33 protein-coding genes and 1 pseudogene are annotated in these 25,763 nt (G+C 42.4%); 24 read left to right on the top strand and 10 right to left on the bottom strand.

Annotated elements, in window-relative coordinates; translation table 11 throughout:
- Nucleotides 1-96: 96 nt before the first annotated feature.
- A complete protein-coding gene (locus ACQCT8_RS09580; RefSeq protein ID WP_426870514.1) occupies nt 97-1,002 on the top strand; it encodes a methyl-accepting chemotaxis protein in 906 nt (301 codons plus the stop codon).
- 217 nt (nt 1,003-1,219) lie between these two features.
- Here the strand turns inward: ACQCT8_RS09580 and ACQCT8_RS09575 are convergent, their stop codons facing one another.
- Nucleotides 1,220-2,173, bottom strand: coding sequence for a TRM11 family SAM-dependent methyltransferase (locus tag ACQCT8_RS09575; RefSeq protein ID WP_426870512.1), 954 nt, complete (start codon nt 2,171-2,173; stop codon nt 1,220-1,222).
- A 213-nt stretch (nt 2,174-2,386) separates the two neighbouring features.
- Here ACQCT8_RS09575 and ACQCT8_RS09570 point away from each other — a divergent pair, with 213 nt between their 5' ends.
- Nucleotides 2,387-2,800: a DUF4279 domain-containing protein gene (locus tag ACQCT8_RS09570; protein ID WP_426870510.1), complete on the top strand. Its 414-nt coding sequence runs from the start codon at nt 2,387-2,389 to the stop codon at nt 2,798-2,800.
- A 141-nt stretch (nt 2,801-2,941) separates the two neighbouring features.
- Here the strand turns inward: ACQCT8_RS09570 and ACQCT8_RS09565 are convergent, their stop codons facing one another.
- Nucleotides 2,942-3,229 carry a TIGR04104 family putative zinc finger protein gene (locus tag ACQCT8_RS09565; RefSeq protein ID WP_426870508.1) on the bottom strand — a complete coding sequence of 96 codons (288 nt, stop codon included), beginning with the start codon at nt 3,227-3,229 and terminating at the stop codon, nt 2,942-2,944.
- A gap of 156 nt (nt 3,230-3,385) precedes the next feature.
- Here ACQCT8_RS09565 and ACQCT8_RS09560 point away from each other — a divergent pair, with 156 nt between their 5' ends.
- Nucleotides 3,386-4,615 carry a DUF418 domain-containing protein gene (locus ACQCT8_RS09560; protein WP_426870506.1) on the top strand — a complete coding sequence of 410 codons (1,230 nt, stop codon included), beginning with the start codon at nt 3,386-3,388 and terminating at the stop codon, nt 4,613-4,615.
- 301 nt (nt 4,616-4,916) lie between these two features.
- Nucleotides 4,917-5,192 carry a hypothetical protein gene (locus ACQCT8_RS09555; RefSeq protein ID WP_426870504.1) on the top strand — a complete coding sequence of 92 codons (276 nt, stop codon included), beginning with the start codon at nt 4,917-4,919 and terminating at the stop codon, nt 5,190-5,192.
- 273 nt (nt 5,193-5,465) lie between these two features.
- Here the strand turns inward: ACQCT8_RS09555 and ACQCT8_RS09550 are convergent, their stop codons facing one another.
- Nucleotides 5,466-6,302 carry a MurR/RpiR family transcriptional regulator gene (locus ACQCT8_RS09550; protein WP_426870502.1) on the bottom strand — a complete coding sequence of 279 codons (837 nt, stop codon included), beginning with the start codon at nt 6,300-6,302 and terminating at the stop codon, nt 5,466-5,468.
- 184 nt (nt 6,303-6,486) lie between these two features.
- Between ACQCT8_RS09550 and ACQCT8_RS09545 the strand changes: the two genes are divergently transcribed.
- The 4 genes from ACQCT8_RS09545 to ACQCT8_RS09530 are packed head-to-tail and all read left to right on the top strand — an operon-like array spanning nt 6,487 to nt 10,685.
- Nucleotides 6,487-7,359: a cell division protein FtsQ gene (locus tag ACQCT8_RS09545; RefSeq protein WP_426870500.1), complete on the top strand. Its 873-nt coding sequence runs from the start codon at nt 6,487-6,489 to the stop codon at nt 7,357-7,359.
- Nucleotides 7,356-9,074 carry an ABC transporter ATP-binding protein gene (locus tag ACQCT8_RS09540; RefSeq protein WP_426870498.1) on the top strand — a complete coding sequence of 573 codons (1,719 nt, stop codon included), beginning with the start codon at nt 7,356-7,358 and terminating at the stop codon, nt 9,072-9,074. Before ACQCT8_RS09545 ends, ACQCT8_RS09540 begins: the two co-directional genes overlap by 4 nt.
- Nucleotides 9,049-9,873, top strand: a complete 825-nt coding sequence (locus ACQCT8_RS09535) for an energy-coupling factor transporter transmembrane component T family protein (RefSeq protein WP_426870496.1) — start codon at nt 9,049-9,051, stop codon at nt 9,871-9,873. Before ACQCT8_RS09540 ends, ACQCT8_RS09535 begins: the two co-directional genes overlap by 26 nt.
- Nucleotides 9,874-9,932: 59 nt before the next feature.
- Nucleotides 9,933-10,685, top strand: a complete 753-nt coding sequence (locus ACQCT8_RS09530; protein ID WP_426870494.1) for a PHP-associated domain-containing protein — start codon at nt 9,933-9,935, stop codon at nt 10,683-10,685.
- Between the two features lie 95 nt (nt 10,686-10,780).
- Here ACQCT8_RS09530 and lepB read toward each other — a convergent pair whose 3' ends face one another.
- Entirely contained in the window at nt 10,781-11,308 is a 528-nt protein-coding gene (gene lepB, locus ACQCT8_RS09525; RefSeq protein WP_426870492.1) for a signal peptidase I, read from the bottom strand.
- 127 nt (nt 11,309-11,435) lie between these two features.
- On the opposite strand from lepB, the pseudogene ACQCT8_RS09520 reads away from it, so the two are divergent.
- Nucleotides 11,436-11,543: pseudogene (locus ACQCT8_RS09520) on the top strand (winged helix-turn-helix transcriptional regulator); the annotation flags it as partial.
- Between the two features lie 87 nt (nt 11,544-11,630).
- Here the strand turns inward: ACQCT8_RS09520 and ACQCT8_RS09515 are convergent.
- A complete protein-coding gene (locus ACQCT8_RS09515) occupies nt 11,631-12,371 on the bottom strand; it encodes a TraR/DksA C4-type zinc finger protein (protein WP_426870490.1) in 741 nt (246 codons plus the stop codon).
- Between the two features lie 166 nt (nt 12,372-12,537).
- On the opposite strand from ACQCT8_RS09515, the gene ACQCT8_RS09510 reads away from it, so the two are divergent.
- Nucleotides 12,538-13,380, top strand: coding sequence for an aldo/keto reductase (locus ACQCT8_RS09510; RefSeq protein ID WP_426870488.1), 843 nt, complete (start codon nt 12,538-12,540; stop codon nt 13,378-13,380).
- 530 nt (nt 13,381-13,910) lie between these two features.
- On the opposite strand, the gene ACQCT8_RS09505 is transcribed toward ACQCT8_RS09510, so the two are convergent.
- Nucleotides 13,911-14,063: a hypothetical protein gene (locus ACQCT8_RS09505; protein ID WP_426870486.1), complete on the bottom strand. Its 153-nt coding sequence runs from the start codon at nt 14,061-14,063 to the stop codon at nt 13,911-13,913.
- Between the two features lie 200 nt (nt 14,064-14,263).
- Between ACQCT8_RS09505 and ACQCT8_RS09500 the strand changes: the two genes are divergently transcribed.
- The 13 genes from ACQCT8_RS09500 to ACQCT8_RS09440 all read left to right on the top strand — a co-directional run bounded on the left by ACQCT8_RS09500 (nt 14,264) and on the right by ACQCT8_RS09440 (nt 23,775).
- Nucleotides 14,264-14,935: a Na-translocating system protein MpsC family protein gene (locus ACQCT8_RS09500; protein WP_426870484.1), complete on the top strand. Its 672-nt coding sequence runs from the start codon at nt 14,264-14,266 to the stop codon at nt 14,933-14,935.
- Nucleotides 14,936-14,993: 58 nt separating this feature from the next.
- A complete protein-coding gene (locus ACQCT8_RS09495; RefSeq protein WP_426870482.1) occupies nt 14,994-15,692 on the top strand; it encodes a DUF2294 domain-containing protein in 699 nt (232 codons plus the stop codon).
- Nucleotides 15,693-15,774: 82 nt separating this feature from the next.
- Entirely contained in the window at nt 15,775-16,581 is an 807-nt protein-coding gene (locus ACQCT8_RS09490; protein ID WP_426870480.1) for an inositol monophosphatase family protein, read from the top strand.
- A 20-nt stretch (nt 16,582-16,601) separates the two neighbouring features.
- Nucleotides 16,602-17,129 (top strand): N-acetyltransferase family protein, encoded by a 528-nt coding sequence (locus tag ACQCT8_RS09485; RefSeq protein ID WP_426870478.1) that lies wholly within the window; start codon nt 16,602-16,604, stop codon nt 17,127-17,129.
- A 20-nt stretch (nt 17,130-17,149) separates the two neighbouring features.
- Complete coding sequence (locus tag ACQCT8_RS09480) at nt 17,150-17,713, top strand: histidine phosphatase family protein (RefSeq protein ID WP_426870476.1); 564 nt, start codon at nt 17,150-17,152, stop codon at nt 17,711-17,713.
- Between the two features lie 29 nt (nt 17,714-17,742).
- Nucleotides 17,743-18,279 (top strand): GrpB family protein, encoded by a 537-nt coding sequence (locus tag ACQCT8_RS09475; RefSeq protein WP_426870474.1) that lies wholly within the window; start codon nt 17,743-17,745, stop codon nt 18,277-18,279.
- A gap of 139 nt (nt 18,280-18,418) precedes the next feature.
- Nucleotides 18,419-18,952 (top strand): sigma-70 family RNA polymerase sigma factor, encoded by a 534-nt coding sequence (locus tag ACQCT8_RS09470; protein ID WP_426870472.1) that lies wholly within the window; start codon nt 18,419-18,421, stop codon nt 18,950-18,952.
- Nucleotides 18,953-18,956: 4 nt separating this feature from the next.
- Nucleotides 18,957-19,358 (top strand): PadR family transcriptional regulator, encoded by a 402-nt coding sequence (locus ACQCT8_RS09465; RefSeq protein WP_426870470.1) that lies wholly within the window; start codon nt 18,957-18,959, stop codon nt 19,356-19,358.
- Nucleotides 19,359-19,364: 6 nt separating this feature from the next.
- The gene (locus ACQCT8_RS09460; RefSeq protein WP_426870468.1) at nt 19,365-20,654 is read left to right on the top strand and encodes an FtsW/RodA/SpoVE family cell cycle protein; all 1,290 of its coding nucleotides are present in this window, start codon (nt 19,365-19,367) and stop codon (nt 20,652-20,654) included.
- A 233-nt stretch (nt 20,655-20,887) separates the two neighbouring features.
- Nucleotides 20,888-22,309 (top strand): DUF2254 domain-containing protein, encoded by a 1,422-nt coding sequence (locus ACQCT8_RS09455; RefSeq protein ID WP_426870466.1) that lies wholly within the window; start codon nt 20,888-20,890, stop codon nt 22,307-22,309.
- Nucleotides 22,310-22,413: 104 nt separating this feature from the next.
- The gene (locus ACQCT8_RS09450; RefSeq protein WP_426870464.1) at nt 22,414-22,995 is read left to right on the top strand and encodes a TetR/AcrR family transcriptional regulator; all 582 of its coding nucleotides are present in this window, start codon (nt 22,414-22,416) and stop codon (nt 22,993-22,995) included.
- A gap of 74 nt (nt 22,996-23,069) precedes the next feature.
- Nucleotides 23,070-23,405, top strand: coding sequence for a hypothetical protein (locus ACQCT8_RS09445; RefSeq protein ID WP_426870462.1), 336 nt, complete (start codon nt 23,070-23,072; stop codon nt 23,403-23,405).
- 205 nt (nt 23,406-23,610) lie between these two features.
- On the top strand, nt 23,611-23,775 hold the full coding sequence (locus ACQCT8_RS09440; protein WP_426870460.1) for a hypothetical protein: 165 nt from the start codon (nt 23,611-23,613) through the stop codon (nt 23,773-23,775).
- A 55-nt stretch (nt 23,776-23,830) separates the two neighbouring features.
- Here the strand turns inward: ACQCT8_RS09440 and ACQCT8_RS09435 are convergent, their stop codons facing one another.
- The 4 genes from ACQCT8_RS09435 to ACQCT8_RS09420 are packed head-to-tail and all read right to left on the bottom strand — an operon-like array spanning nt 23,831 to nt 24,873.
- Entirely contained in the window at nt 23,831-24,145 is a 315-nt protein-coding gene (locus tag ACQCT8_RS09435) for a spore coat protein (RefSeq protein ID WP_426870458.1), read from the bottom strand.
- A 13-nt stretch (nt 24,146-24,158) separates the two neighbouring features.
- Nucleotides 24,159-24,347: a hypothetical protein gene (locus tag ACQCT8_RS09430; protein ID WP_426870456.1), complete on the bottom strand. Its 189-nt coding sequence runs from the start codon at nt 24,345-24,347 to the stop codon at nt 24,159-24,161.
- 22 nt (nt 24,348-24,369) lie between these two features.
- Nucleotides 24,370-24,645, bottom strand: a complete 276-nt coding sequence (locus tag ACQCT8_RS09425; protein WP_426870454.1) for a spore coat protein — start codon at nt 24,643-24,645, stop codon at nt 24,370-24,372.
- 12 nt (nt 24,646-24,657) lie between these two features.
- Nucleotides 24,658-24,873, bottom strand: a complete 216-nt coding sequence (locus ACQCT8_RS09420; protein WP_426870452.1) for a hypothetical protein — start codon at nt 24,871-24,873, stop codon at nt 24,658-24,660.
- 143 nt (nt 24,874-25,016) lie between these two features.
- Here ACQCT8_RS09420 and ACQCT8_RS09415 point away from each other — a divergent pair, with 143 nt between their 5' ends.
- Complete coding sequence (locus ACQCT8_RS09415) at nt 25,017-25,712, top strand: DUF421 domain-containing protein (protein ID WP_426870450.1); 696 nt, start codon at nt 25,017-25,019, stop codon at nt 25,710-25,712.
- The last annotated feature ends 51 nt before the right edge of the window (nt 25,713-25,763 follow it).

Genomic DNA, 25,763 nt, shown 5'->3' with positions numbered 1-25,763 from the left:
TATTTTTTGTGTAGAAAGACACAAAAAAGGTAGCGCTTTCTCTCTTTAATAGGCTAAAATACAAGTAGACAAAGTCGATTAAAAAGGGGAATGTGTATGAGAGAGACGATCACGGCAGTTTCAGATGAAATGGTGGTAAGGGCGCTCGAAAGCAATTTGGCGATCATCCGGTTTGACCGGGCGCAGAATGTCGCCTATGTGAATGATTTATTCGCTCAATCAATGGGCTACACAAAGGAGCAGATGATTGGCATGAACCATCGCGCCTTTTGCTTTGATGCTTTTACGAGGAGTTTCGAATACAAATCATTTTGGCGTGATCTATGGGCGGGAATCAGTTATCAGGACAAAATTGAACGCAAGGATGCAGACGGAAACCAAATTTGGCTTGAAGCGACCTATATGCCGATTTATGATGATCAACAGAAGGTGATTGGCGTGTCAAAGGTCGCAACCAATATTACGTCCCGTCAGTCGGCAGTAACCGAAATGGTCGTAGAGCTGCAGGAAATGTCAGTTCAAATGACAAGCAGTGCGCATGAGGGGATTAAGCGAAGCGGAGAGCTTCTAACCAGCATCTCGGATATGGCAAAGGTCTCGTCCTCCAATATTCAAACACTTTCAAGCCTGCAGGAGCAATCCGAGTCAATTCAAAAGGTTGTGAACACCATTCGTGATATTGCCGCTCAAACGAATTTGCTTGCGTTGAATGCCGCAATTGAAGCCGCGCGAGCAGGGGAGCATGGTAGAGGATTTGATATCGTGGCAAAAGAAGTGCGCAAGCTGTCTGTGCGCGTAGAAGATTCAATTATGCAGGTGCGAAATACGATGGAAGGCATTTCAAAAGAAATTAAAACGATCTCTGAGGGAATCAATCAGGCTCAGCAATCCATCACACAAGGTGAGCAGCAAATTGCCAATACAACACGTGATTTCAATGGGATTTCACAGACAGCTGCAGGTCTCGGCGAACAGGCGAGAAAGCTGATGGAGATCATCTAAATAACAAAATGAGGTTGGGACAAAAATAAAAAGAGAAGTATTGATCAATAGTAAGAGGAGAGCGGAGCGGAAGGTGGCGACTCCTGACGGTTGCTTGAGACTATACAGGGCAAGGCCCTGGAGAAGCTCAAGCACCTGTACCTGCGGAAAGCGTCCGCCTGAAGGGCAGCGAACCGGTCAAAGAGCTTGAGACACTTTTGTCCCAAGCTCTTTTAGTTTATTCGCATACAAGAATTTCTCTTGAAAACTTCCCTTTCAACACAACACAACGGTCAGTTATGATAAAGCCGGCTTGTGAGAGCATATGATCAATCGATTCAATCGTGACGACCACAAGCCGTTTCGTGAAATGCCGTGCATTAACAAGAATATCAAGCTGTTCTTCCGGTGTGGCATGTGTGTATAAATTGTACGGCATATCAATAATGGTCGCGTCATAACTTCCGGTTACCTGATCAATCGGTCCGATGGAGACGTCGCCTGAAAAGCCAAAGTGGGCTATGTTTTCACGTGATCCAGTCACGACAAGCGGGTTGATGTCACGTCCCACGATGTCAATGTCCATCGACAGAGCTTCTACAAGAACTGTTCCAATTCCGCAGCACGGGTCAATGGCTGTTTTCCCCTCTGGATCAGGCACGGCGATATTGGCAACGGCTCTTGCTGTGCGGGTACTAAGTGCGGTTGAGTACTCCCGGGGTTTTTTTACGTGACGCAGCCAAACGGGTTCCGCTTTTTCGTAAAGACCGAGATGCCAGCTGCCTTCACAGGGAACTAATCCAAAGAAAACATCCGGCTGGTGAAGATCCAGTTCCCCTTCAATAATCATGCCAAGATCCCGTTCAATTTGTCTTTTCTGCTCATACTCTATTTTTTGGGGTCCCTCTAAATCATTAATTTTGACAAACAGCACTTTAAACGAGGAGTCGCCCATTTTAACATTTTGCAGCTTTTGGCAAAGTTCCTCAAGCGTGCTGCCTTCAAACAGCACCTGGATCCGCTCCTTCACGAATGGACTGCGGCTTGGGTGTATATCCCGGTCTGTTTTCAGTATTTTCGTATCAGACTGCCTCCCAAATAATGAGCGCATTTCAAGGTGGCATAGATCTTTTTCTTCTTCATTGTAAGCATACGTATAAATAAAGTCTCCTGTAGCAGGCCATTTGTTCAAATTGTTCCCATCCTTTTCGCCCTTACTTTATAAAGAGCTTTGAGGATTAGTATATCAAGATTCTAAGTGAATGGGGAAATCCCTGCGGAAATTGGGCAGCAGGTTTATGGGATTCAATTTGTATAAATCGTTTTTTGAAGGAAATAGCTGTTTGTTTGTGGAAATAGAAGGAAGTAAATAAAGGAGTGGGTCATTATCCAAAAGACTAGAGTAATGATTTATTTTAAACTCGAGGCAGAGGATTTTTCTTTAGAGGAAGTTACAGCACGTTTAAGCCTTTCCCCTACATCAACCTATAAAAAAGGAGATCTTATCCATCACATGGAGGGATCATCTCCGCGTTTACAGCGCAGTACCCGTTGGTATTATGGAACGGAGGAAGAGGAATCATTTGATGTGAAAGTGCAGCTTGATCGGGTATTGAGCATGCTTTATGGCAAAGAAGATGTAATAAATGCGTTAAGGGCGGAACTGAATGTAGCATGTACGATTGAGATTGTTATTTATATGGAAAAGGGAATTACTCCTGGACTTCATCTGGATCTTCCACAAATTAATTTTATTCACAGCATTCAGGCAGAGGTGGATATTGACTTATATGCACACCCCTATGCTGATATGGAGTAGAATCGTTATGGAAAGAGGTGGATTGCATGAACAGACGGACATGGGGCATCATTGGGATTGTCATCGTGTTGACTGTATTTCTTGCCATTGTTGGAGCTGTGGCGTTTTTTCTTGAGTCGTAACTAAAGAAGGGGCATTGTTTTACCAAAGAGGCGAATCTTCCTTCGTCAGTTTTACTAGTAAAGGACTCAATAAAAAGACAGTGACATAGCAGAGAAGCAGCAGCGGCAAAGACAGGCTAAACATAACAAACAAGGGCAGCAGCAGGGATGGTGAGACAATCAGCATGGATGTTTTTTGCTTAGACGATGCGGTCTGAAATTGAGATTTCTTACAATAGGGACACTCCAGCGTGTTTTTAAAGGAGGCAAGTCTCTTAAAGGTATCCTTCCATTTCCATTCTCTTCCGCAATATGCACAGGCAGTCATATTCATTCTCCTTTCCATTCATCTTCTACTATCTTCTACGTATACTGATCTGAAAAGTTTCATTTTGTATGGTTTCTGTTTCCAAATTATCATTGAGAATGGAACCGGGATAAAGTAGGATATGAGTAGGGAAAAAGGTATGAAGGGAATGGTAAAATGAGTTCGATATCAATGAGGGATCGCATCCATTCGCTGGATATGATCAGGGGATTTGCGCTTTTTGGAATTTTGATCGCAAATATGATTGCTTTCAAGACTCCTATTTTTAACAATATGAGCAGTTTAGTAGAAGGAGAAAGTCTGCCTGAGGGCGGTCTGAACGGGGCGCTGACCATTCTGACGGCACTGCTGGTTGACGGCAAATTTTATCCGATGTTCTCGATGTTATTTGGTTTAGGTTTTTATATTTTTTACACCCGTTTAATGCAGCGAAATCTCCCGGCAGCGAAGCTCTTTATGCGGAGGCTCGTGTTTTTACTGGTTCTTGGAATCGTTCATCTTGTTTTTATCTGGTCGGGCGATATTCTACATACATATGCCATTACAGGGTTTCTGCTGCCGCTCTTTGTTCACCGTTCACCTAAGGTCATTAAAATTTGGGGTATTGCTTTATTAATAGCAGGCAGCCTGTTTTTTACCCTTCTTCTGATTGGCAGCGGCTGGAGCATGGAATATACCATTGCGGAAGGGTTTGAGACGATTGAATCCCTCAAGGCTGAAGAACTCGCAGCAGTGTCTGTTATGGCAACAGGCAGTTACGGAGAAATCCTGTCTTTTCGCTTTTTTAATGAAGTTCTCTTTATCTTTTTCCAGGTCCTTTTGCTGGTTCCGACGATTTTGCCGTTGTTTTTAATCGGTCTTTATTTCGGTAAAACCGGGATGTTTAAGGATATTGAAGGCAATATCAAAAGATGGAAAAAGATTTTATGGCTTGGACTTGGCATTGGGGCGCCATTAGTCGGCCTTTCAGTAGCCGTTCAATACAATGTATTTGACTGGCCGGCGTATTTAACTTCTCCTCTTGCAGAGGGCTTGAATATGCTCGGTGGACCGCTTCTTATGCTGTTTTATGTGGCGCTTGTTGTTCTTGCAACGAGGAAAGCGTCCGTTGAAAAAATGCTTATGCCATTTGCAGCGGTCGGCCGCATGGCGCTGACAAATTATTTGATGCAATCGATTATTGCGGTGATCATTTTTAATGGATACGGATTCGGTCTTTTTGGTCAGGTATCAAAAACGCAGGGTGTAGGAATTGCGATTGTGATCTACGCGGTACAGGTGGTGCTCAGCTACTTGATTTTGAAAAAGTTTAATCAGGGCCCGCTTGAGTTTATTTGGAGAAAGTGGACCTATGCCGGAGCCGATAAGCAGTCTAAGGCAGCTTAAAACAAAGAGGCAGGGATCAAACTTCAAAATTTAGAAAATGGCGGCAAGCTGAGACTTTACAGGGCAGCGCCGTTCCTGCGGAAAGCGTCCACCTGAAGCACAGTGAACCGGGCAACGAGGCTGAGACACTTTTGTCTCAGTCGCTGCATTTAGACGGCAACAACATTGATTTCTCTTATTTAATTCCTCATATTATGAAACTTTTATCTTATATACAAGTTTAAATAGGGGTGTGCAAAGGTATAGAAATGAAGAAGTATTTTCCATTTTAACTTCGAGTTTAAAGAAAGGAGGGAAACAGATGCAGCATGAAACAACTGCTGAGTACCCTGAAAATCGCAATCACAAGGAAATGACCACAAAAAGCTGGGTTGGCACTCTTTTCTTATTAATGATTCCTTTGGTCAATCTTGTGCTGCTGTTCGTATGGGGCTTTGGTTCAGAAGAAGGTCAGCGTAAAAAGTATTCCCGCGCTATGCTGATTGTAACAGGAATTCTTTTGGTCGTTTATATCGTCATTTTAGTATTGTTTTTTATGTTAGCCGCTGCAGGAGGAGGCTTTTCAACTTCTCCTTAAGAGATTTCAAATGTGGAAGCGTCGAGGTTGGGACAAAACTCAAGAAAGTTTTAAAAATGAAGATATTTTCATTAGCAGTATTAGGTGAGCGGAACGGAAGGCGGCGACACCTGCAGGACATGGCAGCAAGCTGAGTCTTTACAGAGCAAGGCTTTGAAAAGGCTCAGCGCCGTCCTTGCGGAAAGCGTCCGACTGAAGCGAAGTGAACCAGTCGTAGAGCTTGAGACACCTTGTCTCAGGCTCTTTTATGTTCGATAAGAATCAAATCTACAGTTACTTTGGTATTTTGGCTTTATAATTTTTTCTTACCTTACTAAGTAATTCCAATTTCTCCATGGCAGGTTCTCCTATTAGCATCGCGATCCCTACAATAAGAGATTCAATAATCATCATGGGAGGCACCATTGAATGGAATTCCCATAATTCCCCTCTCCTTGCAAATAACGTGCTTTCTGTCTGACGATGCAGATCCGAGTACAACCGGTCCGTCACCAATACTACACGACAGCCCACTTCCTTTGCGTAATCTACCAGTACATCTGTTTCAGGAAGTGTTTGCACAAATTGAAAGATTAATAAGACACTGCTGGAGGATAAGTGAATCATAGATTCAAATAATTCATGTCCGCTTTTAGGCATTACAGCAACAGGCACTCCCAATCGTGATAAACGAAATTGTGCAAGGCAGCCAAGAGACTCAGAAGGACCGGGTGCAAAGATGAACAAAGGGTCTGCGCGTGATATAAGAAGAACAGCCTGATTAAAATCTTCTCTTGATACGTGCTGGTTTGTTTCAGCTAAATGATTCATCTGCTTTTGAACCATATTGGTCAGAAGGTCCTGCTGCTGAACTTCTTCAACTGCGTTTTTAAGTTTGTTTTCCGGAGTAACTTCGAGTTTTTTCTTCATTGCTTTTTTATAATCTTTAAAGTTCATATAACCGAGAAGTGCCCAGCATCTTGAAACGGTTGCAATGCTTACTTTTGCTTCATCTGCCACCTCCTGCTCTGTCATATACGCCACACTCGTCCCTCTTTTCTCGAGCACCTGCGTGACGCGGAGCTGTTTCGATGTGAATTGTCCGTGTCTGTGTCCTAATGAGTTTTGCATGCCGATCACTCCTTTTTACTAGAGTATATAAGGGTATCGGAAAACGATGTAAAAAAACTTTCATTCTTATTAAAAACTTAAATTCTTTTACAAAAGCTAAACCTTATTTATATTTTCCCTTCATCTTTATTTTGTACGATAAATGTGTAAGAAAAATAGATTCACATTTAGGGAGGAAAAAACAATGGCAGAGTTAGGTCGGCAGGAAATTACTCAGTCTCAGAAAATGATGATTTTTATATTAGCGATGTCCCTTTTCGGACTGGCTAATTTATTCACGGAATTACTACCGGAGTTTACGTTTGGTCCAGTGGAATTATCTGTTTCGTATTTTGCTTTTATCCCTCTTACTCTTTGTATTTTGTTTAATCCGCTTTATGCGGCGCTTGGTGCTTCTGTTGGGGAAATTATTTTTGGCGATTTATTAATGGGAGATTTCAGTGGTCTTGGTGAATTAGAAGGATTCATTGAGTTTACACTTGCCATGTATATTGCGGGACTCTTGGTAAAAGATCCAAGAAATCGCCGCCAGGTTGGTTTAGCAGTCATTATTGGGGTGGGGATCGATCAGATGCTCAGCACCATTGTGGATATCGGAAAAGTATGGTTTGGTATTGAAGGAATCGAAGCAGTTCCTGGTTTACCTGAAAGTATTGTGGCGATCGAGGCCTTTAGTTTTGTGAATGAAATGGTCATCTCAGGTGTGCTGTTTGGATTGCTTCCAACTCTTTATTTTATCCCGAGATTATATGGAAAGATTGAGCCGCTGCTTGGTATGAAACCGCGGGATGCGCGCCCTCAGGCTTCCATGACAGAATGGATTTCACTTCGATTTATTATTATTTCAATCTTCTTAGGTTTTATTGCGATTGTGGCAGAGTTTATGGCTGAAATGGATATAAACTTTGCTGTATGGGAACCTGAATTCTTAGAGCAATTCGGCTCTCAATATATCTGGCTGCCGATTTCCGCTGCTGCCATTGTGCTCATTATTATCGTAACTATAGCGGTTAAAATGGGAAAATCTCAAAAGAAAGTAGACTCTAAGATCGCATGACACAGGCATTGATTCAAATGAATGACGTACACTTTCGGTACCCGGGCAGTGAAGAATGGGTACTGAAAGGAGCGTCACTTGAAGTAGAAAAGGGAGAATTTCTTGCCATCATAGGGAATAACGGCAGCGGAAAATCGACTCTATGTAAAGCAATGAATGGATTAATCCCTCATTATTACGCAGGAGACGTCAAGGGCGAAGTTTCAGTCAATGGAAAAGAGGCATTTACTAGTGCGGTGGCTGTATTAAGCCAGGAAGTCGGCTATGTGTATCAGGATTTTGAACAGCAGCTGATGCGTCCGACTGTATTAGACGATGTCGCATTTGCTCCTTTAAATTTTGGGAAACCGGATTACAAAGAGAAGGCATTATGGGCTCTTGAGGTACTGGATTTAATGCACTTAAAAGATCAGAGCATCTGGTCGCTGAGCGGAGGTCAAAAACATTTGACCGCGATTGCCGGTGCGCTGGCTTTGGACCCCGGGATCATCATAGTAGATGAACCGGTGGCGCAATTAGATCCCTATCATGCAAAGAAAATCTATGAAAAATTAAAAGAATTAAATGAAAAACATGGAAAAACGATTATTGTCATTGAACATCATACTGAATTTATTGCAGATTATGCACGAACTCTTCTTTTAATGAAGGACGGGCAAGTGAATTGGAAGCTTCCTGTTCATGAAGGGCTGTCGCGGGTGCAGGAGTTAATGGAGCTTGGGATTTATCCTCCCCAGGTTACTCAGCTTGCTGCCGGACTGAATGGACAACGAACTATGTCCTATCCCATTACGCTTGAGCAGGGTGTATCTTTCTTTCAGCCGATTCGAAAAGAAGTCAGGGCCTTTTCTCAACAGAAGGTAAACGGTGAGAAAAATCCTTTGAAAACAATTGAAGCAGAAGAGGTCTCTCATCATGTCAGAACAATGGACGGAGACAAAAAGACGATTTTAAATAATATCTCCCTGACATTTGGAGAAGGAGAAAAGGTCGCCCTTGTCGGAACAAATGGAGCGGGTAAAACGACGCTTCTAAAAGCGCTTGCCGGACTCTCCAGGCCCTCTGACGGAGAAATCCGAGTGGAGGGAAATCCAATCCGCAAAATACGTGCTTCTGATTTATCTGATCATGTTGCGTATGTATTTCAAAATCCCGAAGAAATGATGATTCAGGATACAGTGGAGAAGGATTTATCCTTCTTTTCAAGGTCACGCGGGCGGCTGGAAAAAGATCAGGCTTTTTTATCCGAATTGTCCACATCGTTTAACCTGCACGATCTTTCCAAGCGGGATGCCCGTTTGCTCAGCGGAGGACAGCAAAGGCGCAGTTCGATGGCGATAGGAGTGGCGATGCGGCCTATGGTTCTTTTGCTGGATGAACCTACGGCAAGTCTGGATATTGTGTCACGAAGAGAGATGACGCGTATGCTCCACAAAACATCTGATCATTGCAAAACCGTCATTGTCGCAACGCATGATATGGAACTTGTCGCAGAGTGGGCCACACGTGTCATTGTAATGGAAGAGGGAGAAGTCATCTTTGATGGAGCCCCCCGAAGCTTATTCCAGGATGAAAAAACGTGGAAAAAGGCGAATCTGCGTCCCCCTCAAATCGTGGAATTGAGTCTGCAATTAGGATGTAAACCCGTCTTTTTATCTGTTAAAGAAATGGAAGAGGCGATGAAAGTAGGTGCAGCTCTTGAGTGCATGGCGTGAAAAGTTAAGTGTTGAGTATGTGAAAATGGAACTGATGAAAACCGCTTTTGGTAATCGTGATACATTTTTAGCCAAATTGGACCCTCGTATATTAATCATCTGGTACCTTGCTGTCAGCATTGTTCCGTGGTTTACATTTAACGAGTGGATCCTGTTTACTCTCGTTGTGTTCACCTCAATTTTGGCCATTATCTCAAAGGTGAGTCCTTTAATACTGGGTCTGCTTTCCTTTGGGGTTGTAAGTGAGATTGGCTGGATTACAGTAGTGGTGCTTTTCTTCGGGGGAGATATTACGGCGTTTCTCGCTTTATTGACCTTCACGATGAAGATTACGATTATGTCTATTGCGAGTATAGCCGTTTTTGCAAGCATGGACCCGGAAAAGCTTAGTGACGCATTGATCAGCTTTGGAGTGCCGGCGCAGTTTGGGTTCGGTGTTTCTTACGGCTATCGTATGCTGCCCATCCTGCTTGATGAATACCAACATATTTTCCAATCCTTTCTAATGCGAGGAAAGGGACCAGAGAAAAAAGGACTGCTCGGCTGGAGAATGGCTGTTTATTACGGCAAGATCATGGTCCTGGCTTTTTATCCGATGATATTAAATGTGGCAAAACGGACAAGAACAACGGTAGAAGCATTGGAAGTAAGAGGATTTCCGTATTCACTTCACAGTAAAGAAGCGAAAAAGCAGAAGCTTTCCTACATGAAAGTCGGTCCAGGCGATCTTGTTTTTTTAGGAGCAACCATGTGTTTTCTTCTTATGATATTTTCAGGAATCCCTTATTTAACTGCTTAATTAAACCGTAAATGACTGCACACAAGGCAGATTTTATAGATAAAAGGAGTATTAATCACATGATTATTGATTTTCATACACACGCAAAGCTATCTAAAGGAATTCCCGTTGATTTGGAGGAATTCACGAAAAAGATGAATGAAGCAAAAGAGGCAGGATTAACGGCTTTGGCCCTTACGGAACATTTTAATGCACCTGACTTTCTTAAAGTCTATGACATGCTTGACAATTCGTTTCCCTATGACGGCCACACCTATGATGTAAATGGACTCACCGTTTTTCCGGGAATGGAGATCGATGTAAAAGAAGTCGGACATTACCTTGTTGTTGGAAATCGTGATGACATTCGCTCGATTTCTATGGAACTGACGGCATTTACTGAGGAAGATAGCTTTATTCCAATTGCGGATTTATTTAACCTGCTTGCACCTTATAACGTACTTAAAATTGGTGCTCATCCATTGCGCAAATCAACTCCGCTGCATCACCATGATCCGGAATTGCTTAAGCAGTTTGATGCGTTTGATTTAAATGGAAAAGATTTGTTTAAAGCAGGCCCAGAAATGGAAAAGCTGGTGGCAGAATTTGCAGATCAATATGGTGTTCCGGTGGTTGGAGGAAGCGATACTCATCACTTTCTGCAATACGGAGCGATTTTCAATCGCTTCGATGAAGTATGCAGAACGGTTGACGAGTTGAAAGAAGCGATTCGTCAACAGCATTACCAGACCAGTATCTCTGATTGTTTACATGTAAAAGTCAAGTCAGCCGGGCTGATCAAGAAGGAATTGAAAGAACAGGTTACGTTGTAATTAAGAGAGCCCCACACTGTGGTATACATTCCTAATAAAGCGCAGTGAACCGGCAAGGAGCCTGAGACAGATTTGTCTCAGGCTCCTTATTTGATTTATTGAAACAAGTCTATTTCACTAAATGGATAAATCCTTGCTTTTACTTCTCCCAAAACAACTTCCTCTGAAATCACCCCATACTCCCGGCTATCCATGCTTTTTCTTCGGTTATCCCCAAGAACAAATAGCGATTTTTCCGGAACCTTAAGATAAAAATCGCCCGTTAAAGGCTCGCCAAAAAGCAGCTTTTCCTTGTTTTGTTCGAGGTAGGGTTCAGAATAAGGGATGCCGTTAATGGTAAGGATGTCTTCTTTTATTTCAATTTCGTCTCCCGGCAAGCCGATGACGCGTTTAATATGCTGATCGGATGAAATGGGAGAGTCAAAAACAATTAAATCAAATGCTTCGATTTCACTTATTTTTGAAATCACCACACGATTTTGATCTTCGAAAGTAGGCTCCATTGAAATTCCTTTTACCAATACAGGTGAGAAGAGGAAATGTCTGCAAATTAATACGATGATAAAAGCTATCAGAATCGACTTTAACCATGAAAACCATTCTTTTTTAGGGTTTTGCTTCAACAAATGTCCCTCCTGTTTATTTATGGGTTGATTTCAGTTAATAGGAAAAATATTCTATTGTCAATCTTCATTTAACAAATAGAGGATTTCCTTCTGCTGATAGAATTATTTGGAGAATGATAAGAATGGAATGGTGAAACGCAAAGAGTACCCTCAGGTTCCTCATAAGGTTGAGTACAGCTTCACGGAAAAAGCAGAGACACTTCTGCCTGTGCTGGAGAAGTTGTGTGAGTGAGGAGATCACAACCGTCCCCCGTGAAGCTCCGTGAACCGGTGAAAGAGCCTTAGCCCTATTGGCCCCAGGCTCATTCACATCATACGGTCAGTCTGTATATGGATCTTTTTCCTCAGCAGGTAAATCACCCAATAAAGACATAATATTTTCCTCATCGAGTACATCCTCGTAGCGTTCATGCTGCTTGTTCGGATAAACCGTCATATTGCCTTCTAAATCCACACCGACAAAATTTTCGTATTCCTCTGCGTACCCGTGGTTTTCCTCCCAGTCCGCATACATATTTTCATATTCTGAAGGAGGATGTTCAAGGTCAGATGGGGAGTCAGAGCTGCCATAACGCGCCACGTCCTGCCAGGAATCCTCCGAATCATAGACGGCACTTTCTTTCTTTTTGCTTCGCTCCGTTTTTCTGAAGTCAGCTGTCAGGATCTTTTCTTCAATTGGACGGTTTTGGGATCGGTATCGGTCTGGTGTGTGGTCGACACAATAACGCGTGGCGGGCAGTGCTTCTAATCGGTCATAGGGAATTTCCTCTGTACACGTAATACAGCGGCCGTACATGCCCACTTCCATCGCTTGCAGCGCTGCCAAAATACCCTCAAGTTCAAATCTTTCATGTTCATTTAACGCAAGATCTTTTTCTCTTTCGTATAATTCAGATGCGAGATCGCCCGGATGATTATCATAGGAAGAAAGCTCACCCACAGCGTCCTTCTGGCTTCGCTGCAGGTCAAAATGATCATTGTGCTTAAAGTGAACTTCCAGTGCCTTTTTTCTGGCAAGAAGCTCGCTCCGCAGGAAATGCTGCTGTTGAATCGTTAACATGCTCCTCATTCCTTTACTGTTTCACTGTCTTCTTATCGTTTCCTGAAAGTTGGTTTTCACACGTGGAAAATAGATAAGCAAAAGAATTCATCCATATTTCGAATTTTTAGAACGATCATGAGAAGAAATGGTACACTTAAGACAACACAGAGAGGGGCGTTTACTCATGAGTCATCCAATACCAGAAGTAACTTTACATGACGGCTTAAAGGTGCCGGTAATCGGATTAGGTACATATAAGCTGAAAGGAAATGACGGCGTACATGCGATCACAGGAGCGATTGACCATGGCTATCGTCTAATTGATTCTGCTTACAACTATGAAAATGAAGGAACGGTAGGAGAAGCAGTCCGACGCAGCACGGTTCAAAGAGAAGAGCTGCTTATCACATCCAAGCTGCCAGGACGCTATCAAGGGTATGATGACGCGGTAACTGCCATTCAGGAATCGCTGTACCGCGGAGGTCTGGATTATTATGATTTGTACTTGATTCATTGGCCTAACCCGAAACAGGATCAGTATGTGGAAGCATGGCAAGCGCTAATGGATGCGAAAAAATGGGGGCTGATTCGTTCGATCGGTGTTTGTAATTTCCTTCCGGAGCACCTGGACCGATTAGAAAAAGAAACTGGCGTGCTGCCAAGCATTAATCAGGTGGAATTGCATCCGTTCTTTAATCAGGCAGATCAGAGAAAATGGCATGAGGATCATGGCGTTCAAACGCAGTCCTGGAGTCCACTGGCGAGAGCCGCTGAGCTTATGAAAAATGAATCCATTCATTCCATTGCTTCTGCTCATCATAAAACAGTTTCTCAAGTCATTTTACGCTGGCACTATCAGCTTGGAGCCATCTCTATTCCAAAATCCTCTTCGCCGGTCAGGCAGCTTGAAAATCTGTCCATTTTTGATTTTACACTTAGCGAAAGAGAGATGAACAGGATCGGTGAGCTGTCTCATCCGGGAGGCAGGATGAACGACCAGGACCCTGCTTTTTATGAGGAATTTTAACTAAACTAAAAACTGCTCATGATCATCAAATTCTGATGATCATGAGCAGCCCATATTTTCAGTGATTCTATTCATGCCTTTTAGGTAATCTCACTATGAAGTGGTGCTTAAAAGTTCACGGCAGTGCGGACATTTGGCATAATGTCTTTCCTGCTCAAGCTTTGATACGTAAGATAAATCAGTAGTGAATTCCCTCTTTTCAATAGGGGTATCAAAAAAATCACATTGAGTACCCGCGTGACTGCTATGGTGAATTCTTTTCTTTTTATGATCCACAAAATACTTCATGCAACAACCAGTCCTTTCCAATAAAAAAAACCGAAAAAGACCACAGCAGGTGTGATGCTTTTTCGGCTTTGTCAGCGGTTCAAAAGCCCGTGACATATTACCTCTTTATATTAAGATTTAAAATACGAGTAATTATTTATTCTGCAGGATTGAAAACGCAAATGTTTTTCAATTAGTACAAGTATAAAGGGAAAAGAACAAAGAGTAAACCTTTATACTTTCCTGACTGATCCTTCATGGTCTTAATGTTGAATTAAATGGAGGGTGCGGGTTAACAAATTGATTTGGTCGTCGAGTACGATCCAGTTGCAGTTTTCAGAAGTTATGGTGGATTTCAATTCTTTTAAACGGTTCAAATCTCTTTGAAATAAAAACCGTTCATCATAGTGTGTCATTTAACCCCTCCTGAATATTATTTCATCACACTTGTCTACCCGTGTTTGCGCGAACTAAACAAAAAATAAGAAAATTGTGTTAGTACGGGCAGCGGATTGATTTTGATTGGAAAAGAAACGGTTGAGCATTTATACTAGATGAAACTTTTAAAACTGTACGAAATACATGCCTCCATTCATTTGATAAAGGAGTGTTTTTTATGGCTGATCTTACATCATTTATTGAAGAGTTTGTAGAAAAGCATTTTGGACAAAAACCAAATGTTTCGATGGTGTTCACCCATCCTTACATTACACTGATTCATCTCCAGAATTTTTTGCTGCCCAGCGAAAATATTCTTGTGCAGCAAGGAAATGAAAAACGGGTGCTCGAAACGAGAGATTTTATGATTTATTCATTAAAATCAGAATTTTTAGAGAGCATTGGATCGATGACCGATCGACAGTATAGTGAACTTTATGCCGATTGGAATCTTGAAACCGGAACGGGTATGCTTTTGGCTATTTCAGACTCCGGGCAAAAAAATGAATCACTGACTTGGCCTGATGACGTAGATGAAGACACCGTCCGGCAAATTTTTATGATAAACAGTATTCATACAGAAAAGAAGCCGGATTCCATTCAATACTTTTGGCTCAATGATCGATATCTTTTAATTGAGCGTTCAGGAATTATGGTGGATATCGAAAAAGAACTAATAAAAATTGGAAACGAAGAACAGTTAAGACTAGCGAAAAGGCCAATGGAGTATCGCATCTTAAAACTGTTTAATTTAAATGAAGCGTTAAATAAAACCGTAACAGAATTATTCGTCGATTGGGACTTCCACAAAGATAAAGGGTATCATGTATTGATTTTGGACGAAGCATAGGGCAGCTTACATATACAGGCTGGAGAGAATCGACTACCAAATAAGGGGGATTGATTGAATGGCTGCAGAAAAAACAATCCAGAAGGAAGTAAGCGGATATATTTCAACGCTGCTTCGGGATCATTTCGGAAAAGGACCCAGATCAGTTTATGTAACAATCAATCAACCATTTATCACGATCCATTTTCGCGGCTTTCTTGCGCCAATGGAAAAAGTGCTGCTTCAGCGAAATGAATGGAAAAGAGTGCTGGAGATTCGCGATCTGCTGGTGCAAAAGCTGCGGGAAGATATAAAAAATGAGCTTAAAAAAATAGCTGATTTGGATATTAATGAATTTTATGCAGACTGGAACCTTGAGCTTGAAACCGGCTTTTTTATTGGAGTAATGAAGGGCGAACCTAAAGGGTCAGCGTTTGACGGCCCCTCCTTTATTGATAAAGAAGCATTTAAACAGCGAATTCGAAATGCAACAGAAAAAGCACAAAGGATTCCCGGCAGAGTCGATACGTACTGGTTAAGTGAACGCACAGTTTTAGTAAAGAGAACAGATATTTTAGTGGGAATTGAAAAGGCGCTGATTAAAGAAGGCTATACGGAAGTGCTTAAGCTTACGAAACGCCCAATGGAACGCTCGCTTCTTGTAGAAGCCAATCTGGATGAACTACTGAACCGTAAAATAGAAGAGATTTTTCTGGACTGGGATTTCACAGAAGACTTTGGCTATGTAGGACTGCTGCTGGAGCCTCCAAAAAAATGATTTGATCAGACGCATTCACAAGGGTGCGTCTTTTTAAGATAAGCGGCAAAAATCGCGTCAGCATATTTAAAAGGAGGACAACATGAAAACACTTTTACCCGCTGCAAAAATAGCAGCGCAGCAGGCTGTACTGGAAGCAGGTGCGGCAGTAAAATTACGGTTTGACCAGATAATTGAGGTACGTGAAAAAGATCAATTTGGCGATCTGGTTACAGAAGCAGATTTTTTAGCAGAAAAAATAATTTTAGACAAAATTTCCGGCGCATTCCCTGATCATCAGATTCATAGTGAAGAAGCAGGGGATAATGGCCTCACAAGCGACTGGCTGTGGCAAATTGATCCGCTTGACGGCACGCACAATTTTGCGATGGGGTTCCCTGTATTTTCAGCCTCTGTTTCACTGCTGTATAAAAGAGAACCGGTGCTTGGAGTTACTTATGAACCGGTAGCCGATCGAATGTATACCGCTGTTTTAGGGGAGGGAACGTTCTGCAATGAAAAGCCGATTAATATAAAAACGAAATCAGGCCTCTCCCGGCTGACAGTTGCGTGGATTCAGGGGCACCAGGTGCAAAACGAAGCAAAAGCGGTGCAGTTAAGACACTACATAGATGTAACATGCAAACGAATGCTGCGGCTGTGGGCTCCTACTTTGCAGTGGGCGATGCTTGCAAAAGGAGATATTGACGGGATTATTTTATACAATTCCGAGGGTGATGATTTATACGGCGGGTTGCTAATGGTAAAGGAAGCAGGCGGAATTGTCATTGATTTTGACGGAAATGAATTTAAAGGAATGAGCAGCGAACCCTATTTAATCGCCTGCCATCCTGATCAAAAGGAGGATTTTCTCCAGCTTGTACAAGAAGGGCTTCGCGACCGCGTGTAGCAGATGATGGAGGTGGAATTATGGCAGCAGAACAAGATGTAATTAAAATTAGAAGCGGAACACTTCATGATGCAGTGTCATCACTTGCTCTTCAAAAAGCGGTGGTGTCAGAGATGAACTATCTGATTACCCTGCCAGAAGAGTTCACTGACGATCTGTCCCGTCACACTGAATGGCTGGAAAAAATAATTGATCAGGACCGGGAGACCTTCATAGTCGCTGAAATTAACGGAGAGCTTGCCGGCTGGATTGTGTTTCAATCCTCCCATCGAAAACGGCTTGCGCATACGGGTTCTCTTGGCATGATGGTAGGTGCAGAGCATCGGGGAAAAGGCATCGGTAAGCTGCTGGTAAACGCACTGCTTGAGTGGGCGGAACGCAATGAGGATATTAAGAAAGTCAGTTTAGGCGTCTTTTCAGACAACCAGCGGGCCCTTTCTCTTTATAAGAAAATGGGATTTCAGGAAGAAGGACGCAAGGTCAATGAAATCCAGCGCAGTGACAATGAATTTATCGATGATGTGCTGCTTTACAAAATGGTCTGGTGACCGGCTCAAGGGGAAATGTTATGAAGATTCATTTGATTCGGCACGGTAAATCCACCCATACACGCTCCAAACGTCTGACCCAAAAAGAACTGCAGAACTGGTTTGAACGGTATAATGAGGCGGGTGTCAGGAAAGAAAAAAGATATCCTCCATCGACTGTCAAACAAATTTCTCTTGCCAATGCAGTGTTAACGAGTGATTTGAATCGGGCAATAGAATCCGCTGGTTTCCTTCAGACTGAAATTCTGTTGTCGGATTCCTTGTTTCGTGAGGTAGACATTCCGCGTTTGCCGAAGGAGCTTGACACAATTAAACTAAAAGCCAACACTTGGGCGATCATATTGCGTTCATTATGGTTTTTAGGTTATTCAAGAGAATGTGAATCGTTAAAGGAAGCCACGACCAGAGCGGAAGAGGCGGCTCATATGCTGATCGCCAATGCTCAAGAGTACGGAACAGTGGCTTTGATTGGTCACGGCTTTTTTAACCGGCTGATTGCAAAGGAGCTCCAGGCTGCCGGGTGGAAGGGGAAAACAAGGTCAAGCCTGCGTCACTGGAGATGTTCAACATATTCTAAACGATAGAGCAGGTGTTTAAAAGGAGCTGCAGAAAAGTGAAAGAAAACGGAATTACGATTAAAAAATACAACCCGGAGTGGAAAAACGTTTTTCGGGAGCTAAAAAAAGTACTTGAGCACTCCCTTGGAGACTATATTTTGCGAGTGGAGCATGTAGGAAGCACATCTGTAGAGGGCTTAAGTGCAAAACCGATTATTGATCTTGACGTAGTGATCTCCCATAGAGAAATCCTTCCAAAAGTGATTGAAAAGCTTTCAGAGCTTGGCTATTCTCACCAAGGGGATCAGGGAATTAAGGGGCGTGAAGCCTTTAAACGGGCAAATTCAACTGTTCCATTTAGTGAAAAAAACACCGAATGGATGGCTCACCATTTGTATGTCTGTGCACTGGATAATGAAGAGTTAAAACGCCACCTGGCTTTCCGTGACTACCTGCGAGCGAATCGTGATGCCTGTCTTGCGTATGAAAAATTGAAACGGGAGCTTGCACGCACTTCACCTAATCGCGATGTGTATACCGATGGGAAAGAGGAATTTGTTTTTGCTATCTTGAAAAAAGCTGCAGCATCATGACTCTGTGAAAAATGACCATTTTAAAAAAATTTAATACATACCTGAAATGTGGATAACAAGCGGTTGTCCACTCTTTTTACGTTTAATAAAAACTTTTCAGCATAGTGCCTCGTCTAACGTAGTGAAAGGGGGAGCGAGTGTGGAAGAGCTAAGCGCAGCAATGATGGAAACGGAAGAAAAAGAAATACTGATTGATGATCTGATGAATCATTACGGACAGGATGTTTTAAAGCTGGTGTATTCCTATGTCCGAAACAAAGAGCTGGCGGAGGATTTAACGCAGGATATTTTTGTGAAATGCTACAAATCACTTCATACATATAAGGGGAAGTCAGCCCTGCGCACCTGGTTGTGGAGAATTGCGATTAACCACTGCAAGGATTATGTGAAAAGCTGGTACTACAAAAATGTGTGGGCAACCGAAGAGGATTATGTGTTTTCAGGCACTCCGAAAGAGACCGTTGAGCAGGAAGTGATCAAACAGGACGAGGATGAAAGACTCCTATCTGCTGTGATGGACCTGCCGATTGTGTACAGGGAAGTGATTTTTCTGTTTTATTATGAAGAACGGTCGATTAAAGAAATCGCGGAAGTGGTTCAAGTAAAGCAGAATACAGTGAAAACACGACTCAGAAGAGCCAAGGAACTCATGAAACAAGGATGGGAGGGTTAAAGCAATGGAAGATCGACTGAAAAAGCTTCGAAAATCGATGGAAGATACAGCATTAGGACAGCTGAGTTTTTCAGCCCAGCATCGCAAAGGGGTCCATGAGAAAATCAAGGGGTCAGAAGAGAAAGACCATGCGTACTTTTCCGTTCTGCAGCTGCTGAGTACAAAGAAAACAGGGTTTGAGTTAACGCAGCTGCTTCGATCCAGGGGAGTGCAGCGATTTGAAAACAGAGAAGGGTTCTTGTATATTTTTTTACATTCTCTTGAACAAAAAAAGATCATCCAGGCCTCTTGGGATAATGAAGATAAATACTATCAGCTGAGTCAAAAAGGAAGAAGAATTGTGCAAAAAGCGGAGGAAACGCCTCTAAAGAGAGCTGCCGTTCTAAAAGGCCTGATACAGGAGTGAAGAAGGATGAGTGAAAAAGGAGATCAATTTTTAAAAGAGGTCATGCATCATATTAAATCTAAAGAAGTAAAAGCTTTCGTGAAGGCAGAGTTGGATCAGCACTTAAGAAAAACATCGCAGACCTGGATGGACAAAGGGCTGAGTGAAAAGGAAGCGGAGGACAAGGCTGTAGGAGGGATGGGAAGTCCGGGTAAGCTAGGCAGGGAAATGAACCACCTTCACCGTCCAAGGGTGGACTGGGTTCTTCTGTGTCTGCTTGGAGCTGCGTTGGTGCTGGGATTCCTGCCCATCTTCTCTCTTGGTACAGAGGGCTTTATGGATATGGACCATTTTCTCCTTTATCGTGTGATTTTTGTGATTCTTGGGATCTTGGCTGCCATTGGATTAATGGTAATGGACTACCGGAAGCTCATGAAAAAAGGGTGGATGTTTTACATATTCGGTAATTTCCTTTTATTTATGATCGGTACTTTTCCAAATAGGATTGTAAACGGACAGTTCTTTATTGAAGTCGGTCCTTTGACTATTGAAGCACTGATGGCCCTTCCTTTTCTTTTAATTGCTTGGGCAGCATTTTTTCATCACCAATCAATGCGACTCTGGCAGCTTGGTATTTTAACTATCGTTCCTATCTATTTCTTCCTGCAAATTCCTAATCTTCACTCGCTTTTTCTTTATATGGCAATGGTCTTCATGATGGCCTGGTTCAGTTCCATGGCAAAGAAAAAAGTAGTGTGGATAAGCGTTTTACCTCTTAGTGTGGTGGTGATGGGTATGTTCGCATTCTGGTTCACTGCAGACGACTATCAGCTGAGCCGGATCATGGGCTACTTAAACCCCGAGGCTTATGCTGAAGAAGGGGGCTATCTCTACCTTCATCTGCAGGAGCTTCTTTCGCAGGCAGGCTGGTTTGGGGCTGAAGGAAGCAAGGAGTTTCTTAATGCGGCGCACACGGATTTTGTATTCGTCAGCCTCACCTATTATTTCGGATATGCATTCGCAATCGCTCTTTTGCTGATATTGTCGTTCATTGCGATCAGAATGATTGTTATTTCGCGGCAGCTGAAGGATTCATTTGGCAGGCTTTTACTCGCAGGCAGCATGACGATGTATGCCGTTCAATTGGTCTATAACGTGGGGATGGTCCTTGGGTTTTTACCGCTTACTTCTATGGCACTGCCCTTTATCAGCTATGGGCTAATGCCGACTCTGTTCAATGCCCTGCTCATTGGTGTAGTGCTCAGTGTTTACCGCCGAAAGCATTTAACCCTAAATGGGAACCTCGTAAGGCATTGAAAAAAAGGGTTGCGTTATCGGGAATTTTGGCCGGCACTGTAAAACTGTTTGCAGAGGAAAGGAACCGTTAAGCTGAAGCATAAAAATTGTTTACAAGAGGTTTGGGACACATATGTCTCAGCCTTTTTTTTATGTCAATTTCAATAAATTTTGGATTTTCAGTTATAGCGTTCAGAGGAAAGGGTAGTAAAAGGTGACTTGAATTTAACAGAGATAAAGGAAGTGAACATATTATGGGGTCTCAATTAAAGGAAAATATAAAATGGTACAGGCAGATGCCGAAAGAAGAAAAATGGCTTTATAAGTATTCAAATCTATGGATGACGCCATTAAAATATACAGTCGTTTCCCTTCTGCTGTTTACGCTCACGGTGTGGCTCGATTTATGGCAGAATTACGGAAGCAGGATGCCTCTTGTTCAGCCGGACTATCAGCTGACTATGACGATCTTGAGCTCTCTGACGACGGGGCTGCTCTCTCTTACTTCTTTTACTTTTTATGGAGTGCTGACGGCACTGACCACCTTTTCAAGCATGTTTTCCCCAAGAATTTTGAGGAATTTCATGGTGACGAAAAAAACGCAGCGGACCTTGGGGATTTTTATTGGAAGTTTTCTTTATGTAATCCTTTGTCTCTTATTTCTTACGGAAGAAACAAGCTATTTCTTTATTCCGGTCACAGCAACTTTTCTGGCGGTCTTTTCATTAGGCGCGTTTGTCGTTTTTGTCAATCACATCATTAACTGGCTGCAAATTACAAACATGACCATTGATATGAAAAATGAGTCGATCAGAATTATTGGTAAATCAGCTGTAAGCGAACTTGATGTGAACCAGTTAGAAGCTGGTGCAAAAGTTGAAGAACAACTGCCAAAAGAGAAAGGAATGCCGATTCTGCTAAAGGAATCCGGTTATCTGCAGTCCATCAATTTCAGGGAATTATTTGAACAGGCACAGCAGGATGGTATTTTGGTTCGTCTTGAGCATAAGGTGGATAATTTCATATTTGCGTACTCTCCGGTATTAACCTATTGGAAAACGAAGGACAGTACAGAAGAATTAGACACAGAAAAGTATATCAACATGTTTCATATAGGAAAAAAACAGCGGGAGCTTCACGATATCGAATACAGCTTAAATAAATTTGTGGAAATTGCGATTCGGGCACTCGGCAACGATGACCCAAGGACGGCCTCCGGAACACTGTATCAGCTTGGGGATTTGCTGATTAATATTTCGCAGAATGAATGCTTTACGTCCTATTTAGTTGATGACGAACAAAATCTGCGTGTAATTATAAAAAGCCTGGACTTTGATGATTATCTGCATATTTCCTTTGCCTCCATCCGACAGTATGCCGGACAAAACACGGTCGTTACCATTGAACTGCTCGCTGTCATGGGAGCGATCGCCCGCGGTGTGAAAGAACGGGATCATGATTCTGTTTGGAGTTTTGTCGAATATATTGTGAAGGGTTTTAACTATCAATACCTGCACCGGCTGGATCGCAGAAGATTTTATGAGATCCTTCAGGATATCGCCAGTACGACAGGATACACATCAGAATACTCAAAGCTGGCTGATAAATCGATTGCTCATTTAACGGATGAAGATGAAATTACAGACGCGAAAAGATATATTGGGAAGCTTGATTAATGAAAGTCTGCAGGGAATGTGCCCTGTGGACTTTTTTGTATTGCCTAAGAGGCTCGCAGAGGATATACTATTATTAACCAATGGTCAATAAAGGAGTCCTCCCCATGTCCCCACGAAAAAAATCATCTGATGAGCTGACAAAGGACAGAATTATTCAAACAGCACGTATTCAATTTATTGAAAAAGACTTTACTCTTGTTTCCATGAGAGAAATTGCAAAAGATCTCGGCTGCACGCACGGAGCTCTTTATTATCACTTCAAAAACAAAGCTGAGTTATTTAATGCTATCGTTGAAGAAGATTTCTCCACATTAAATCAAGTGCTTGAACGCACCCTTCGGGAAGAGGGGGACGATACAGTTCGTCTCTATAACATCCTGCTGCGCTTTATTGAGTTTGGGCTAAATCATCAAAGCCAGTTTGACATGATGTTTACGATTCGAAACAGTGTGTCAGATACCCAATCCGAGGCTGCGGCACTTGCAAGCTATCAGAACTTCGCTCAGGCTGTGGGCACTTTATCTCCAAGGGGCGTCAAGGTCAACGAAATCTGGTCAGCTTTTTTATCCTTGCAGGGTTTCGTGTCCTACTATAGTGGATTTACAGCTGATTTTAAAGAAGCGGAGGAAGCTGCGAAAGTACACGCAAAGTTTATTTTAAAAGCGCTGCAATGCAGAGAGAGCTGACAAACAGAGTAAGCTCTCTTCTTTTTTACACTTTATTGACCACTGGTTAAATAACAAATGAAGGAGGAGCAAACTTGTACATTACCGTAACGAGACTCCATTTAAAAGGAATAAGTAAGATCCCAAAGTTCAGCTGGTATACATACAAGTCCATCCGGCAGCTGAATAAAGCACCGGGGATTATTTCAGCTGCCTACAAGAGTGAAGATTACTGCACTTACTGGACATTGACAGCCTGGGAGTCAGTGGACAATATGCGTGCATTCAGGAATCATGGCTCCCACCTGAAAGCAATGAAAGCCTCGGGGAAGCTCGCTGATGAATTGAACTACATCAGCTGGGAGGGAGACAAGATTCCTTCGTGGAGTGTATGTATGCAAAAATTAAACGATCACTTAGAAGAGCAATAGAGTGTATTTTAAAGGAATTGAGAGTTTGAATAAAATTCTCTTACAGGGATGGCTGCGTTAAAGTTAAGGAATTCCGCTCAGAGTAGGTTCTTTTTATGGAAAAGAGAAAAAAATCAGCGGTAAACAACTATCAAAATGCTCTTGATTTATCCGCTTATAATTCTCAACTCATTTGGTTATATTACCAAGGTGGAGGTGAGACCTGATGAACAAACAAAACAACCAAAACGAAAACAAACAACAGCCGCAACGCAACAAAAATCAAGATGCTCAACGCAAAAATGCGAACAATGAGCAGTATGAAACAGAATTTGGCACTGAAATGAACGCAGAACAAGCAAAAGCAAAAAGAAACCAAAAAGATTGCTAATGACAAAAATCCTTGTTCCGTTTACAGGAACAGGGATTTTTAATTTACATCGGATTTAATGTGTCTGATCCTGCTTATAGCCGATTTCTAAGGCAGCGTCCATCATTTTCTGGTCCGTTTTAAACTGTGCCGAAGTGTTATGAGGATAGTAATACCCACTGTCAATCATATAATTAGTCAGTTCATAATGGAATTTGATTTCTTCTTCAAGCTGTTTGCTCAGCACAGCCCGTATGACAGGGGAGGCTGTTTCTGTAATGGCAAGGGCATAGGTTTTGACACCTGTTTTAGCAGCAATCAGCATGTCTGTCGCAATGACCTGATCCGTCATAGGGGACATGCCGGACAGTTTTTCAAAAAGTGAATTCATCTCCATGCCTCCTTTACTGTAAATGTTTTCGGAGCTCTTCAATTTGCCGGATAGACATCGTCACGTCCTGCTGCATCAGTTCTTTTAAAAGGGGGTCAGACACCAACCCCTGCATCACTGAGGATTTAGTTAGACATAGGCTCTTAAACGTCAGCAATTCATGGATTTCGAGCGATTCATGTATTCCTAAAGTTTCATTCATTGAAAACACCTCACTTTTTTCCTTACTCATGTGACTGCAAGGTTCGTTCTGCGTAATGTACATCTTTTTTCAGCTGATCTGGAACGTTGTAGGCGTCGTAAATCCCTCTGTCCTGTAAAAATGAATAGATTTTTTCATGATGAGAGATGGCCAGTTTTAATTCGGCTGCCAAAAACTGATGAATTTCCTCTGTTGCAGATTCTGTAATGGCAGCAGCCAGATCTTTAATGGATGCTTTTACTTCAAACAGCATATCTGCCGCTATGGCATGATCGGCTTTGCTCAGTTCTTTTTCCATGTTTGTTCCTCCTCACTGCTGCATTCTGACGGCAGATGCTGAAATAAATTCATTCATTTTATTGATCGAAGCAGTCAACTGCCCGATGGATTCCTCAGCCAGAGATTTTAACTCCTTATTTTCAATCACCTTAACTCGCTGTTTTGCTTCATCTAAGCAGGACCATTTGAAATTCAAGAGCTCTCGCAGATCCACGATTTCATGAATACCGTAGCGGCTGTTTTTCACTTCTTCACCCCCTCGAAAACACCTTGTTAGGTTTTGTGAAGAAAGAAAAAAATATACTCTCTAAGGGGATTAATTCAAGGTGTATTTCTCACACGTCGGGTCATACTAACAGCAACTATGTGGTTAATACGGGGTGATGGGGCATGAACTTTTTAACAGACTATTTGTTTATTCCATTTATCGTTTTTGTGGTTGCCTACCTTTGTATGAGAGGGATGGGAAAAAAAGCAGCAAGTGAAATGTCCGGAATTGATTTAATGATTGTCATGATCCTCGGTACCACCATTTCTGAACCGATTGTGAGCGGGAAAATCGGTACAGCCATCTGGTACTCCCTCCTGATCGTCCTGTTTTATATCCTCTACAGCTATCTGGAATTGTTTAACTTTTTTAAACGGTGGATTACCCCAACACCAACTATCTTAATTGATCAAGGGAAGATAAAAATAGATGGATTGAAAAAAGAACGGATTGAGGTAGAGGAGCTTTTAGCCCAAATGAGGATCGACGGCTATACTGAAGTGAATGAAATTGCCCGGGCGACGATGGAGCAGACAGGAGAAATCAGCTTTATACCAACTGAGAAGGCCCGTCCGCTTCAGGGAAGTGATTTACAGCTTGACCTCTCACCGACCTACCTTCCGATTCCATTGATCATAGATGGATCTGTTCAAAAGAATAATTTGCACTATATTAATAAAGATCTGCCCTGGCTTGAAGGGCAATTAAAGCCGCACAATCTGGAAGTGCAGAAGCTGGATTCGGTGATACTTGCAACCTACAATGTAAAAGGGTTCCTGGATTTGTACCGCCGGCAGGAGCAGGGAAATCAGGGCTGAAAACAAGGTGTTTGATAAATGAACGTAAAAAATGACCTTATGAATCGTTCA

This window comes from Jeotgalibacillus proteolyticus (assembly GCF_050107735.1).
Classification (GTDB): Bacteria; Bacillota; Bacilli; order Bacillales; family Jeotgalibacillaceae; genus Jeotgalibacillus; species Jeotgalibacillus proteolyticus_A.
This window is presented reverse-complemented; position numbering and strand designations above follow the sequence as displayed.

Excerpts from the sequence above, each read along its gene's own strand:
- ACQCT8_RS09515 (WP_426870490.1), bottom strand. The coding sequence starts at position 12,371 with ATGTTAACGATTCAACAGCAGCATTTCCTGCGGAGCGAGCTTCTTGCC.
- ACQCT8_RS09435 (WP_426870458.1), bottom strand. The coding sequence starts at position 24,145 with ATGAATTCACTTTTTGAAAAACTGTCCGGCATGTCCCCTATGACGGAT.
- ACQCT8_RS09550 (WP_426870502.1), bottom strand. The coding sequence starts at position 6,302 with ATGCAAAACTCATTAGGACACAGACACGGACAATTCACATCGAAACAG.
- ACQCT8_RS09490 (WP_426870480.1), top strand. The coding sequence starts at position 15,775 with ATGAAAACACTTTTACCCGCTGCAAAAATAGCAGCGCAGCAGGCTGTA.
- ACQCT8_RS09480 (WP_426870476.1), top strand. The coding sequence starts at position 17,150 with ATGAAGATTCATTTGATTCGGCACGGTAAATCCACCCATACACGCTCC.
- ACQCT8_RS09495 (WP_426870482.1), top strand. The coding sequence starts at position 14,994 with ATGGCTGCAGAAAAAACAATCCAGAAGGAAGTAAGCGGATATATTTCA.
- ACQCT8_RS09485 (WP_426870478.1), top strand. The coding sequence starts at position 16,602 with ATGGCAGCAGAACAAGATGTAATTAAAATTAGAAGCGGAACACTTCAT.
- ACQCT8_RS09510 (WP_426870488.1), top strand. The coding sequence starts at position 12,538 with ATGAGTCATCCAATACCAGAAGTAACTTTACATGACGGCTTAAAGGTG.
- ACQCT8_RS09580 (WP_426870514.1), top strand. The coding sequence starts at position 97 with ATGAGAGAGACGATCACGGCAGTTTCAGATGAAATGGTGGTAAGGGCG.
- ACQCT8_RS09425 (WP_426870454.1), bottom strand. The coding sequence starts at position 24,645 with ATGGAAAAAGAACTGAGCAAAGCCGATCATGCCATAGCGGCAGATATG.
- ACQCT8_RS09440 (WP_426870460.1), top strand. The coding sequence starts at position 23,611 with ATGAACAAACAAAACAACCAAAACGAAAACAAACAACAGCCGCAACGC.
- ACQCT8_RS09505 (WP_426870486.1), bottom strand. The coding sequence starts at position 14,063 with ATGACACACTATGATGAACGGTTTTTATTTCAAAGAGATTTGAACCGT.
- ACQCT8_RS09545 (WP_426870500.1), top strand. The coding sequence starts at position 6,487 with ATGGCAGAGTTAGGTCGGCAGGAAATTACTCAGTCTCAGAAAATGATG.
- ACQCT8_RS09465 (WP_426870470.1), top strand. The coding sequence starts at position 18,957 with ATGGAAGATCGACTGAAAAAGCTTCGAAAATCGATGGAAGATACAGCA.
- ACQCT8_RS09565 (WP_426870508.1), bottom strand. The coding sequence starts at position 3,229 with ATGACTGCCTGTGCATATTGCGGAAGAGAATGGAAATGGAAGGATACC.
- ACQCT8_RS09455 (WP_426870466.1), top strand. The coding sequence starts at position 20,888 with ATGGGGTCTCAATTAAAGGAAAATATAAAATGGTACAGGCAGATGCCG.
- ACQCT8_RS09555 (WP_426870504.1), top strand. The coding sequence starts at position 4,917 with ATGCAGCATGAAACAACTGCTGAGTACCCTGAAAATCGCAATCACAAG.
- ACQCT8_RS09530 (WP_426870494.1), top strand. The coding sequence starts at position 9,933 with ATGATTATTGATTTTCATACACACGCAAAGCTATCTAAAGGAATTCCC.
- ACQCT8_RS09450 (WP_426870464.1), top strand. The coding sequence starts at position 22,414 with ATGTCCCCACGAAAAAAATCATCTGATGAGCTGACAAAGGACAGAATT.
- ACQCT8_RS09540 (WP_426870498.1), top strand. The coding sequence starts at position 7,356 with ATGACACAGGCATTGATTCAAATGAATGACGTACACTTTCGGTACCCG.
- ACQCT8_RS09560 (WP_426870506.1), top strand. The coding sequence starts at position 3,386 with ATGAGTTCGATATCAATGAGGGATCGCATCCATTCGCTGGATATGATC.
- ACQCT8_RS09430 (WP_426870456.1), bottom strand. The coding sequence starts at position 24,347 with ATGAATGAAACTTTAGGAATACATGAATCGCTCGAAATCCATGAATTG.
- ACQCT8_RS09415 (WP_426870450.1), top strand. The coding sequence starts at position 25,017 with ATGAACTTTTTAACAGACTATTTGTTTATTCCATTTATCGTTTTTGTG.
- ACQCT8_RS09500 (WP_426870484.1), top strand. The coding sequence starts at position 14,264 with ATGGCTGATCTTACATCATTTATTGAAGAGTTTGTAGAAAAGCATTTT.
- ACQCT8_RS09460 (WP_426870468.1), top strand. The coding sequence starts at position 19,365 with ATGAGTGAAAAAGGAGATCAATTTTTAAAAGAGGTCATGCATCATATT.
- ACQCT8_RS09570 (WP_426870510.1), top strand. The coding sequence starts at position 2,387 with ATGATTTATTTTAAACTCGAGGCAGAGGATTTTTCTTTAGAGGAAGTT.